Below are 12,481 nucleotides of genomic sequence, written 5' to 3'. Positions count from 1 at the left end.
GGACAGCCCTTCTACTCAAATTTGAAACGTTTCTCCAGCAGCTTGAAGAACAGCGTCAGCACAAGTGTCATCAGCAGATAGATAATGCCTGCCACAACAAACGGCGTCACCGTAAAGTCACGGTTCACTGCGGTCTTTGCATAATTCAGCAGCTCCGGTACGGCTACGGCATAGAGCAGTGCAGTATCTTTGACCAGCGTGATCGACTCATTCGCTACTGCCGGCAGCGCCACCCGGAACATCTGGGCGAGAATAACCTTGCGCAGTGTCTGCCATTTGCTGAGTCCCAGCACCTTGGCAGCCTCATGCTGTCCTTTGTCAATGGACAGCAGGCCCCCGCGGAATATTTCCGCGAAGTAGGCTCCATAGTTCAGGATAAAGCCGAGGGCAGCGGCAGCAAAACGGTCCATGACCAGATACTCTCCGATGACCGGAATCTGCGGCAGTCCAAAGCAGAAGAACAGCAGCTGCAGCAGCAGCGGAGTGCCGCGCATCACGTAGATATAGGTATGGGCCAGCCAGGCTAACGGCTTAATCCGGCTTTTGGCCATCAGGGTGACCAGCATCCCCAGCGGGATGGACAGGACGATAACAATCAGGAACAGCAGCACCGTTGTGCGTGCCCCCTCCAGCATCGGCCCGGCAATCTGGATAATATAATCAATACTCATTTCTGTAACCGACTCCTAAAGGAAGCTATCTAGTTCAATACTTTATTTTCGCCAAACCATTTGGTAGAAATTTCGGCGGCTGTGCCGTCACTGCTCAGCTCATCCAGCGCCTTCTGCAGCTCATCGAGCAAAGCCTGATTGTCCTTCTTGATACCAACACCATATTGCTCAGGGGCGAGGGATTCATCCAGCAGCTTGTATGTGTTCTGCTCAATGGACATATAGTATCTGGCTACAACTTCATCAATAACTACGCCGTCAAGACGGCCCGATTTCAGGTCAGTCAAGGCCAGCACATTATCCGGGAACTCGGATACACCGGCAACCTCAGCCTTGATTGGGCTTGCATCCAGTGCGTCAGCTGCGGACGACAGGCTCTGAAGTCCCAGCTCTTTGCCGGAAAGATCCGCAAGGGTGGCCAGAGGGGAATCGGCAAGCACGACTACTACCTGGCTGTTTTCCAGATAGGGTCTGGTGAACAGCACCTTTTCCTTGCGCTCATCAGTAATCGTGTAACCGTTCCAGATCATATCAATACGTCCGCTGTTCAGCTCAGACTCTTTAGCTGACCAGTCGATTGGCTGGAAAGTAACCTCTTTGCCCATTTTTTCGGCAGCAGCCCTGGCATAGTCGATATCGAAGCCGACGATTTCATTGTTCTCGTCCCGGAAGCCCATCGGCGCGAACTTGTCATCAATCCCGATAACCAGCTTGTTATCATCTTTTCCTGATCCGGAGCAGCCTGCAATCACTGCTATAATCATTACTGTTAAAAGAATCCATACTCCCTTGCGTCTCATCTCTCTAATCCCCCTAGTAAAATTAAATGTCCACACGCGCTTTAGTTCGTTAACACGTTATCAGGCTATCATAATAACATACGATGTGAATTGCGTCGATAAAGGAGTGATCAGTTCCATTGTCAATGGATAAATTGCAAACAATTAATTACAGCAAAATTCGGCTGTGTTCCGGGTCACTATAGCGCTCTCATTTCAGCAGGTATAATGGATTAAGCAGATATTACATACACATGTCACGATACCTTGTTGTAGGAGGAGAAAATGCTATGAGGAAGTATATACCCAACCAGCACGGCGCCTGGGCCATGCTGATCCTTCCCTTTTTGTTCGGAATTGCTTCATCCGCGGGAAAAGCCATCCATATCCCGCTGTTCATCTGCTGGCTGCTGATCTATCTGTTCAGCTTCCCGCTGCTGCAGGGAGTCAAGACCGGGAAATTTCAGCGATACGCCAAGCCGCTCAAGCTTTACGGACTGCTGCTGGTGCCGTTTGTTATCTATCTGATTATCGCCGAGCCTGATCTGATCTGGTTTGTGCTTCCGCTGCTCCCGCTCTTTGCAGTCAATCTCTATTTTGCCAAAACAAAAAATGAACGCGCATTGGTGAACGATATTTCAGCGATCATTGCTTTTTCTCTGATTATATATCCGGTCTTCTACGTCGGACAGGGAGAGAGCTGGCGGACGGCCACAGAGCTCTTCCTCTTGTCGGCGCTATACTTTACCGGCACTGCCCTGTATGTCAAAACAATCATCCGTGAGCGGAACAATGCCCGGTATTATTACATCTCCGTCGCTTATCATCTGCTGTTTGCGGCAGCAGGCCTGCTTCTGTTCCCCCCGTTGCTTATGCCCCTGCTGATCCTGCTGCTCCGGGCAGCCATCCTGCCCAAGACGGGAATTACAGCCAAACGTACCGGCATCACGGAAATCGGTTTTTCGGTCATGTTATACGCTGCAGTGCTGATTCTTTACTTTTAGTGAGTACAGGACAAACAAGAAAAGGATGCTTCCCTATCGGTCATTCGATAGAAAGCATCCTTTTTTAATGTAAGAATTCAATGTCTATTCCACAATCATATCCTGATTGCTCGAACCCGGCGGAACGATCGGATATACATTTGTCTCTTCGGTAATATCGAACTCCATAATTACGAGGCCGTCTGTATGCAGCGCCAGATCAATCATCTGCTCTGCTTCATCCATTGTGCGTGCACGGAAGCCGTGAGCGCCGAAGGATTTAGCCAGGGCAACGAAGTCCGGTGAGCTGATCCGTACAGATGAGTAACGCTTGCCCAGGAACAGCTGCTGCCACTGTCTTACCATCCCCAGATAGCCGTTTTTAAAAATGGCCACCTTGACATTCAGTCCCAGGTCGACCGCTGTCATCATTTCCTGCATGTTCATCTGAATGCTTCCGTCACCTGTAATACAGACGACAGGGCGGTCGGGATATGCAACGGCTGCGCCGATTGCAGCCGGCAGGCCGAACCCCATCGTGCCAAGCCCTCCCGATGTCAGGAAGGAACGCGGCCGGGTGAACTGATAATGCGTAGCTGTCCATATCTGATGCTGGCCAACATCTGTAGCGATAATGGCGTCGCCTGCAGAGGCATTTTGCAGACATGCTATCACATCCTGCGGGGCCAGCTTCTGCTCAGGTTTGCGTTTCACTTTTGCCGAACGGCTGCGCCAGTCCTGGATTTGACGTTCCCAGTCCATCCGCTCTGCTGTATGTACATTACCTGTTAACCGTTCAAGCATTTCGCCGCATGAACCGGTAATGGCAAGGTCGATATGTATGTTCTTGTTCAGCTCGGATGTATCAATATCAACCTGGATTTTGAAGGAGTCCGGCGAGAAGGCTTTGCGGTTACCGGTTACACGGTCACTGAACCGGACACCAAGGCACAGCACCACATCTGCACTCTGCAGCGCACGGTTGGCAGCTACACTTCCGTGCATCCCGACCATACCCAGATGCAGGGCATGTCCGGAAGGGAATGCCCCCAGCCCCATCAGGGTACTGGCAACAGGCAGGTGGTAACGCTCGGCAAACACACGTACCAGCTCCGGAGTATTATCGGGAATGCATCCGCCCCCTATCAGAACAAGCGGGCGCTTGGCCCTGCTGAGCTGCTCCGCGGCCAGCTGAATATCAGCCTGGGCAATGGAATGGTCGGGCTGATACCCACGGATATAAGGGAGGTTCATCGCTTCAGCGGTATACAGGCTATCCGGAACTTCCGCATTCATCACGTTCTTGGGAAGGTCAATCAGTACCGGACCGGGCCGTCCTGTCGCCGCCACATAGAAGGCTTCATGTATAATCCTCGGCAGATCAGCGATCTCCCTTACAATATAATTATGTTTAGTGATCGGCATCGTCATCCCGTAAATGTCCACTTCCTGAAAGCTGTCGAGACCGATGAGCTCCGTCGAAACCTGGCCGGTAAAGACAATAAGCGGAACAGAGTCCATAAAAGCCGTTGCGATCCCAGTCACTGCATTGGTAGCACCCGGTCCGCTGGTAACCAGCGCTACTCCGGTCAGACCGGTTGCCCGGGCGTACCCATCTGCAGCATGAACAGCCGCCTGCTCGTGCCGGACCAGAACATGCTGCAGCCTGTCACAATCATATAACGCATCATACAAGGGCAATACGGCTCCGCCCGGGTATCCGAATATCGTCTCCACATCTTTTTCGATCAGCATTTGAATCAGCAGCTGGGCTCCGTTCATAGGTACAATTCGTCTCCTGTCTCATTAATATGTTTTAGGGATATCAGATTATGGGTAACATGTTGTGATAGATTATACTGAGAGGATGATCTCCATTGGCAAAAGATAGCGAACAGCAGGTTCCCCTTACGCGTGAAGAACGCGAGCAAATCGGCCGCAGAACGAATGCAGGCTTCGCGAGAGTCGAGCGGGCAGCAGTGGATGAAGGCACGGAAGCCATCCCGACCGGATCCATCGGCCAGCCGCTCACCGAAGAAGAAATCCGCCGCCGGGTTGGTTCGGGTAATTTCGAATCAGCGAAAAATGATCTCCAGTCCGGTTCCATTAACAGCTGATCAACAATCTATAGCCTAACCTCCGATATAGGACATACCAATTTTCGTTCTGCTGCGGGCAGTCTGCTCTGTCCGCTCATCGGAGTAACGGTCGCTCCGCTGCTCCCATACCGCCCGGATGGCCTTCAGCAGGCTGGCGTCATCTGCGCCGCCCCGGAGCAACGCTCTGAGATCCAGTCCGCTGGAAGCAAACAGGCAGGTGTAGAATTTCCCGTCGGAGGACAGCCTTGCCCGCGTACAAGAGGAGCAAAACGATTCCGAGACAGAGGTGATAAAGCCCACCTCTGCCCCGTTGTCCTTGTATCTGTAACGTTCGGCAACTTCTCCGAAGTAACTATGTCCAAGCGCCTCCATTTCAAAGCTGCTTTGGAGGCGCTCCAGCATTTCTTTTTTGGTGACAACCTTTTTAAAGCTCCAGCCGTTGTCATTGCCCACATCCATAAACTCAATGAACCGCAGGGTGATCCGCTTATCCTTGAAATATCGGGCCATCGGTTCAATCTCCGATTCATTGACTCCCCGCTGCACGACCATATTCACCTTAACCTCAAAGCCTGTGTTTACGGCATGGTCAATGTTCTGCAGAATAATCCCGGATTTTAAACCGCGCCCGTTCATTTTCCCGAATAATTGCGGGTCCAGTGCATCCAGGCTGACATTGAGTCTGCGCAGCCCGGCAGCATATAAAGGCACCGCCTGGTGTCCGAGCAGCACTCCATTTGTCGTCAGCCCCATGTCCTCTACCCCGGCCATAGCACCTATACCTTCAATGAGTACGGGAAGCTCACGCCTCAGAAGCGGTTCTCCGCCGGTAAGACGAATTTTGCTTACTCCTAAGGAGACGAACAGCCGGGTAAGCCGGCGGATTTCATCAAAGGTCAGCAGCTCACTGCCGGGAAGAAACGCATAATCATCCCCGAACAGCTCTTTGGGCATGCAGTAGGAGCACCTGAAATTGCACCGGTCGGTTACGGATATCCGCAAATCGCGCATCGGACGATGCAATTGATCTTGTATAGGTAATGTTGTCATCTGTCTGGTCCTCCCTTTCTGCAGGCTTACAGCAGCCATTCATCCGTTCCTTCCTCGACGCCCAGAAGCAGTACATCTACAGCAGTACCTGCCGAATATCCCCTTGTTCCTCCCGGCAGCACAATCAGGGAATTCCCCCGTGCGATCGAGGATACGGCGTTGGATTTGTTAAATCCGGCCGGCCGCACCGAGAAACCGTCGTACACCGCCCGGATAAACCGGGTGAACGGATTGGCTTTGGAGAAATCCTCAGCAAGTACTGCCTTGGTGTAAGGCAGATACACCTTATCCGCTCCGGTCATTTGCAGGAGTGCCGGCCGGACAAACAGCTCGAAGCCGGTAAAGCAGGCTGATGGATTGCCGGAGAGTCCGAACAGGTATTTGTTACCCGAGACGGCAACCGTAGTTACGCTGCCAGGACGCATCGCGACCTTATTGAACAGCACCTCAGCCCCGATCCGGGCATAGATTTCAGGCAGATAATCATAATCACCGACGGATACCCCGCCGGTGGTAATCAGACAATCCGTTTCCGATAGTGCCTGCTGTGCAGTCAGAAGGCTTTCCTCCAGCTGATCTGCGGCTGTTTCGTACATTTTGAAAGCAATGCCCATCCGGGCTAACTGGGCAGCGATCATTGGACCGTTACTGTTGCGGATCTTGCCGGGTTCCAGCGGAGAAGCAACGTCAAGCAGCTCGGTTCCGGTAGACAGAATACCGACAACCGGCCGCCTTGCCACTTTGACCTGCGCATAACCAAACGTGGCCAACAGCGCTATCGTACCAGGCTGGATGAAGCTGCCTGCCGGGATAATCTGCTCCCCGGCCTGCATATCCTCCCCCTGCAGGGACAGATTCTCTCCGGACGCAAAGGCTTTACGGATCGTGAATCCCAGCGGACCGGCTTCAGCCGTTTGCTCGAACATCACCACCGCATCCGCACCTCCGGGAAGTGCTGCTCCCGTCATCAGCCGGACTGCTTCATATGCGCCGACCGTCACACCTGAGACCTGGCCTGCACCGATATGATCCACGACAGTAAATGTTACACGGTTGCCGCCGGATGCTTCAGCAGAATCAGCCGAACGGATTGCATAGCCGTCATAGGGTGAACGGGTGAAATGCGGGACATCATGAGTCGCAGTCAGCGGCTCCGCCAGAATGCGGCCATAGCTTTCGGCAAGCGGTACAGTTTCCGTGCCTGTGCGGACGGCTTTTGCAACAACTCTGGCCACTGCTTCTGCCACACTGACCGGATTTCTCGTCTTCTCCACCTTCATCTGCTCCTAACTTCACTATAATGGAACCCGGCACTTCCGCCGGCTAACTATTTATTCGTAATATCGCTGAATGTGCCTACATATCGTACATCCTCGCCGGTCTCATCCTTCACAGCGCTGATATTGAGCCATTGCAGATACTCCTGACCGTTTTTGCGCTTATTCCAGATTTCGCCCTGCCACATGCCTTTAGCTTTGATTTCACTCCACATGGAACCATAGAAGTCCTTGGATTGTCTACCAGATTTCAGGATGCTCGGCTGCTTGCCGAGGACTTCCTCCTCTGTATAGCCTGTAAGCTTGGAGAAGGCCGGATTCACCGACTTGATCAGTCCGGTTACATCTGTGACCATAATCCCTTGCCCGGTTGAATTGAATACTTCTGAAGTAAGAGCCAGCTTATCATTAAAGTACAGCCACACCACCAGCACCAGACTGGCCAGCGCAACCTGGGAGAGCAGCATGAAGCCGATCGAATACTGGCCGGTTGCCGCATGGATGATAGACAGCATAATTGGGGGAAAGAATCCGCCCAGGCCGCCCATCATCGACACGATCCCGTTGGCAATCCCCGCCTGCTTGTTGAAATACAGCGGAACTAATTTGAAAATGACCCCGTTGCCGATCCCCGCACTTACAGCAATAGCCAGGCAGCCGACGGTATAAAGCCCCATGGAAGGCATGAATGCAAGTATGATAGCTGCCACTGTATAAATGCTGAACGTGCCGATCAGCAGAAACAGCGGCTGGAATTTGTCGGCAAGCCATCCGCCTACCGGACGGAAAAAGGTTGCTACCGCGATGAAACCGGCGGTACGCATCCCTGCATCCACTTTTTCCAGTCCAAAGCTGGAAACCAGAAAGCCCGGCAAGTAGATCGTAAACGCCACAAAGGAACCGAAGGTAATGAAGTAGAACAGTGAAAACAGCCAGAGCTTCTCATTTTTTGCTACCCCTTTAATTTGTTCAATGATTGGCGTCTTCAGCTTAGGCTCATGCCGATCCCCGAAGAAGAAATTCAGGGCAATGAAGATAAGCAGCAGAATCAGATACAGCTTCACCGCAGGTCCCCAGCCGATCTGTGCTGCGATCATCGGAGCCGAAAAAGTGGTGACCGCTGTTCCGAGATTACCGATCCCGTATATCCCGTTCACCAGCCCGTGCTTATCCTTGGTGTAATATTTGGGCAGCGAAGTTACCCCTACCGAGAATACCGCTCCCCCTATTCCAAGGAACGTTCCGCCGATAATCAGGTGCGCCATTGTGGTTGCTTCACTGATGAAGTAGACCGGGAACAGGAGCAGAATGAAGCTGCACATAAAAATGATGCGTGCCCCTAAAATGTTGGCATAATAGCCAAGCGGTATCCGCAGGATCGAGCCGAGTACAACCGGTATGGCAGTGACCATAGCCAGTTTGCCTGACGGGATACTGATATCCTCGGAAATAAAAGGCATCAGTGAAGAGATAATCACCCATACCATAAATCCGGTAACCAGGTTTAGTGTTTGAAGCGGTAACTGCATTTTTTTGATCATTCAAATCTCACCTTTTTCGCCAATTATTCTCCTGATTGTCTATGTGAATATTTCCTGTTCTCATTGTATCTGCCGATCCCCCGGATCAGATATAGGGGAGTACCCTGTCCCTTACAGGGTAAACCCTGAAAATAAAGTAAGGCGGCATTTCTGTTGCCTTCTGACAGGAAAACAGCCCTGCTAGTTAAGGGATTCCACTATTTAGTACATTCTGAGCAAAAGCAAAGCAGCTGCTCCTAATGGAGCAGCTGCTCAGGCTGTCGAGAAAGTCTCGACAGCCTTCTTCATGTGATTTAGATTTCATACGACACCGCGTTAATGTTGTATAATATAGGTAACTAATTATAAAACGGATGGTGTGTCAAAGATGCTGCGTTCCAATCGAGAAAAACAACAAGCTTTCGAATTTGTTTCCATTGAAGATTTGGTTCCCCAAGACCACTTGCTTCGCAAGGTGGATAAATATATAGATTTTTCGTTTATTGATGAGAAGGTTAGACCCCTGTACTGCTCGGATAACGGGCGCCCTGCGATTGATCCAGTCGTGCTGTTCAAGATGATTTTCCTAGGGTACTTCTACGGCATTCGTTCCGAACGTCAGTTAGAACGTGAGGTCCAAACAAACTTAGCTTACCGTTGGTTTCTTGGACTGGGGTTAAGCGACAAGGTTCCAGACCACTCCACGATTAGTTGGAATCGGCGAACCCGATTTAAAGATACGAACATTTTTCAGGATATTTTCGATGAGATTGTGCTTCAGGCCATTTCGCACAGGATGGTGGGGGGACGGGTTCTTGTCTCAGATTCTACTCACGTTAAAGCGAATGCGAATAAACACCAGTACACGAAACAACAGGTACTGCAAAACACCAAGGATTATGTGGATGAGCTCAACGCTGCCGTAGAGGCAGACCGGAAGAACCATGGAAAAAAGCCTTAAAACCTAGAGAGGAAGTGAAAGAAGAAAAAGAAATTAAAGTGAGCAAGACCGACCCCGACAGCGGATACATGATCCGCGACGGTAAACCGGAAGGCTTTTTTTATCTGGACCACCGGACGGTAGATCTGAAATACAATCTCATTACGGATGTCCATGTCACGCCCGGAAATGTCCATGATTCCGTGCCGTATTTGTCGCGTCTGGACCGCCAGCAGGAACGTTTTGGATTTGAAGTGGAGGCCATTGCACTAGATTCAGGTTATTTAACAACGCCGATTTGCCGCGGTCTGCAAGACCGAAAGATCTTTGCCGTTATTGCTCACCGGAGATTTCATTCCAAGCAAGGGCTGTTTCCCAAATGGAAGTTTACTTTTGACGCTGAGCAAGAGATGTACATCTGTCCAACCGGCCAAGGACTGAAGTACCGCACAACGGACCGCAAAGGCTACCAGCAGTATGCGTCCGATCCGGAACAATGCAAAAGTTGTCCGTTTTTAAACCAGTGTACGCAGTCCAAAAACCACCGAAAAGTGGTAACCCGGCATGTCTGGGAGGACAGCAAGGATTGGGTCCGGAACAACCGGCTCAGCAAGTCAGGCAAGCAGTTGTATCGCAAACGAAAAGAAACCATTGAGCGAAGCTTCGCGGATGCTAAAGAGCTCCATGGGTTTCGCTATTGCCGGTTGCGCGGACTACCAAATGTCAGGGAACAAGCGCTGATGACGGCAGCTGTGCAGAACATGAAGAAGATGGCGATCCACCTGGATCGCCGGGAAAAACGGGGTTAATCCCCTCATTTTCCCGTTTGCAGGTCGTTATTGAAATACAAAAGAAACCCATGTCATTTAAAGACCTGGGTTTCTCGACAATCTGAGCAGCTGCTCCTAATGGAGCAGCTGCTTCAGGTGATCAGTGTATTCAGTTTACCGGACAGCCGCTCCCGGTCACGGGGGCTGAGCAGGGTCTCTGCCATCGGGAACACTACCGTCTCCTCTTTGACAAAATGCACAGTCAGTACCTCGAACGCCTCTCCGGCATCCCTCGCAGCGGCACGGAGATCGCCGACTGAGTTCAGCTGAGCACCCTCGGCGGTGTGATGAAGGAAGTGCCCGATATACCCGTCGATCTCGCGGTGCTCCTCCTGAATGCCGACGAGCGGCCCCTGCTCAAAGCCGATGTACTGGCCCAGCAGCGGGAAGAAATGCTCCTCTTCCTTCGCGGTATGCTTATTAAGCGGTATGATAAAATCCATGATTGCCCCGCGCAGCTCTTGAAGCCTGGCCCTGCCTTCATCCAGGCTGATGTTGTCCTGCTCGAACCAGAGCACAGCAGCATGCCATTGCCCCATCAGATAGGATAAATAGCGGTGCTCATTCTCAAGAATACGCATGGCAGGTGTTGAAAACTGCAGGCCTGTATCATTAGACACGGGCTCCCCCTCCATTCGCCGTTCAGAAATCCAGCATTTTTTTACGCAACGCATATTCAACCAGCTCGGGCCGGCTCTTCAGGTTCAGCTTCTCCATGATCTTGGCCTTATGCGCTTCGACAGTCTTTACGGAAATAAACAGCTTTTCGGCAATTTCCTTGTTTCCGTAGCCCTTCGCAATCAGCGGCAGAATCTCCAGCTCCCGCTTGGATAACAGCTCGAACAGATCCTCGGTTGTGACAGTCTTATCCTTCTTAATGAATTCACGGACAAGTGAGGTCGCCATCTTGGGATGAATATAGGTCCCGCCTTCATAGATCGTCCGGATCGCCAGCAGCAGCTCCTCATCCGGAGCGCTTTTGAGCACATAGCCGGATGCCCCGTTCTTCAGCACATGAAACAGGTATTCCTCGTCATCATGCATGGTCAGGATCAGGATTCTCGTATCGGGATAATCCTCCTTGATCTTCCCGGTCGCGATCAGCCCACTTTCCCCAGGAGGCATGCTCAGATCCATAATCAGAATATCCGGCCGGTGCTTGGCGACCAGGGCATACGCTTCCCTGCCGTCTGCCGCCGTTCCAATTACTTCAATGTCATCCTGAAAATTAAGGATCATCGCAAACCCGCTGCGTACGATGGCATGATCGTCTGCAATAACAATCTTCATTCAGCCGCTCATTCCTTCCCTTGTAACTTTTCTGCAGGAACCAGCAGCAGAATTCTTGTCCCTCTGCCCCGCTGTGATTCCACGCTGAACGTGCCGCCGACCAGCTCTGCGCGTTCCTGCATGCCAAAGAGGCCCAGCCCGGTTCCGCCGGGCTCGTCTCCGGGATGGAAGCCTACGCCTTCATCTTCGACCTGCAGGCGCAGGATACCGTCCTTTTCGGTCAGCGAAACTTTGACCGTATCTACATGGGCATATTTGAGCGCATTCAGCACAGCCTCCTGGCATACCCGGTAAACGACGGTTTCAATCTCGCTGCCATATCGCTTCTCGGACAAGCGGGAATCGAAATCAATCACAAGGCCATAGCTCTGCTCCATCCGCTTGAAGTGGGAACGAAAGGCTGCCTCCAGCCCGAAATCATCCAGCGCAGCCGGCCGCAGCTCCACCGAGAGATTGCGGATATCGCTGAGCAGCCGGGTCATGGATACCTCGGTCTGCTTCACCTTCCTCAGCAGCTTCTCGTCATCGGTCATATATTTGAGCACGCGCAGGTCAATGACCGCACTCATCAATTCCTGGGCTACGCTGTCATGCAGCTCACGGGATATCCGTTTGCGTTCCTTCTCCTGGGCTTCAATAACATGCTTCATCATTTTATTCTGATAGAATTTCTCCTGGGTCTTAAACTGTCTGGTCAAATCCCTCAGCATGAAAACACGGATTCCCTGCTCGGCATCAATCGTATGAAAGGTGGCTGCATAAGGGACGATTCCTTTATCCCTCGTCTCCAGATAAACCTGATAGGAGGTGAAGTCCTCCGTACCCGGTGTATTAAAATAGCAGTTCAGACAGGTCCGCAGCTCCGTCTCACTGGTATATCCCCGGCAGGTTCCGCATAGTGCCAGGGGATTCCCCTGATAGAGCTGCTTCAGAATATTCTGGTCAACAATATTTTCAGCAGCCGGATTCATCGCGAGTGCCTTGCCTTCCCGGTCAAAAAAGAACATGGCCTCGGTGCTGTTCTCGAACAGCCTGCTCATCA

The 12,481-nt window shown here is 51.7% G+C and carries 12 protein-coding genes; 3 read left to right on the top strand and 9 right to left on the bottom strand.

Features of this window, described 5'->3' with window-relative positions; translation table 11 throughout:
• Window positions 1–11 precede the first annotated feature (11 nt).
• Both AC4G46_RS16140 and AC4G46_RS16135 read right to left on the bottom strand, forming a co-directional pair.
• Window positions 12–671, bottom strand: a complete 660-nt coding sequence (locus tag AC4G46_RS16140) for an amino acid ABC transporter permease (RefSeq protein WP_491123616.1) — start codon at window positions 669–671, stop codon at window positions 12–14.
• A gap of 29 nt (window positions 672–700) precedes the next feature.
• Entirely contained in the window at window positions 701–1,471 is a 771-nt protein-coding gene (locus AC4G46_RS16135) for an amino acid ABC transporter substrate-binding protein (RefSeq protein WP_491123615.1), read from the bottom strand.
• Window positions 1,472–1,740: 269 nt separating this feature from the next.
• Between AC4G46_RS16135 and AC4G46_RS16130 the strand changes: the two genes are divergently transcribed.
• On the top strand, window positions 1,741–2,454 hold the full coding sequence (locus AC4G46_RS16130; RefSeq protein ID WP_491123614.1) for a YwiC-like family protein: 714 nt from the start codon (window positions 1,741–1,743) through the stop codon (window positions 2,452–2,454).
• 84 nt (window positions 2,455–2,538) lie between these two features.
• On the opposite strand, the gene ilvB is transcribed toward AC4G46_RS16130, so the two are convergent.
• Window positions 2,539–4,215, bottom strand: a complete 1,677-nt coding sequence (ilvB, locus tag AC4G46_RS16125; protein ID WP_491123613.1) for a biosynthetic-type acetolactate synthase large subunit — start codon at window positions 4,213–4,215, stop codon at window positions 2,539–2,541.
• A gap of 95 nt (window positions 4,216–4,310) precedes the next feature.
• Here ilvB and AC4G46_RS16120 point away from each other — a divergent pair, with 95 nt between their 5' ends.
• Complete coding sequence (locus AC4G46_RS16120) at window positions 4,311–4,550, top strand: hypothetical protein (RefSeq protein WP_090714024.1); 240 nt, start codon at window positions 4,311–4,313, stop codon at window positions 4,548–4,550.
• Window positions 4,551–4,565: 15 nt separating this feature from the next.
• On the opposite strand, the gene moaA is transcribed toward AC4G46_RS16120, so the two are convergent.
• Genes moaA through AC4G46_RS16105 form a run of 3 tightly spaced genes read right to left on the bottom strand, consistent with a single transcriptional unit; the run spans window position 4,566 to window position 8,400 of the window.
• Window positions 4,566–5,582: a GTP 3',8-cyclase MoaA gene (moaA, locus tag AC4G46_RS16115; protein ID WP_491123612.1), complete on the bottom strand. Its 1,017-nt coding sequence runs from the start codon at window positions 5,580–5,582 to the stop codon at window positions 4,566–4,568.
• Window positions 5,583–5,608: 26 nt separating this feature from the next.
• On the bottom strand, window positions 5,609–6,862 hold the full coding sequence (locus AC4G46_RS16110; protein WP_491123611.1) for a molybdopterin molybdotransferase MoeA: 1,254 nt from the start codon (window positions 6,860–6,862) through the stop codon (window positions 5,609–5,611).
• A 47-nt stretch (window positions 6,863–6,909) separates the two neighbouring features.
• Complete coding sequence (locus tag AC4G46_RS16105) at window positions 6,910–8,400, bottom strand: nitrate/nitrite transporter (protein ID WP_491123610.1); 1,491 nt, start codon at window positions 8,398–8,400, stop codon at window positions 6,910–6,912.
• Between the two features lie 367 nt (window positions 8,401–8,767).
• Between AC4G46_RS16105 and AC4G46_RS16100 the strand changes: the two genes are divergently transcribed.
• Window positions 8,768–10,128, top strand: a protein-coding gene (locus AC4G46_RS16100) for an IS1182 family transposase (RefSeq protein ID WP_491123567.1) whose coding sequence is annotated in 2 segments (ribosomal slippage) — window positions 8,768–9,338 and window positions 9,338–10,128 — 1,362 coding nt in all. Because the reading frame shifts where the segments join, the coding sequence is not laid out codon by codon here.
• A gap of 113 nt (window positions 10,129–10,241) precedes the next feature.
• Here the strand turns inward: AC4G46_RS16100 and AC4G46_RS16095 are convergent.
• The 3 genes from AC4G46_RS16095 to AC4G46_RS16085 are packed head-to-tail and all read right to left on the bottom strand — an operon-like array spanning window position 10,242 to window position 12,479.
• On the bottom strand, window positions 10,242–10,769 hold the full coding sequence (locus tag AC4G46_RS16095) for a hemerythrin domain-containing protein (RefSeq protein ID WP_491123609.1): 528 nt from the start codon (window positions 10,767–10,769) through the stop codon (window positions 10,242–10,244).
• Between the two features lie 22 nt (window positions 10,770–10,791).
• Window positions 10,792–11,439: a response regulator transcription factor gene (locus AC4G46_RS16090; protein WP_090714029.1), complete on the bottom strand. Its 648-nt coding sequence runs from the start codon at window positions 11,437–11,439 to the stop codon at window positions 10,792–10,794.
• Window positions 11,440–11,447: 8 nt separating this feature from the next.
• Window positions 11,448–12,479 carry a sensor histidine kinase gene (locus tag AC4G46_RS16085; protein ID WP_491128897.1) on the bottom strand — a complete coding sequence of 344 codons (1,032 nt, stop codon included), beginning with the start codon at window positions 12,477–12,479 and terminating at the stop codon, window positions 11,448–11,450.
• Between the last annotated feature and the right edge of the window lie 2 nt (window positions 12,480–12,481).

It is taken from the genome of Paenibacillus sp. fava2, from assembly GCF_058313675.1.
This window is presented reverse-complemented; position numbering and strand designations above follow the sequence as displayed.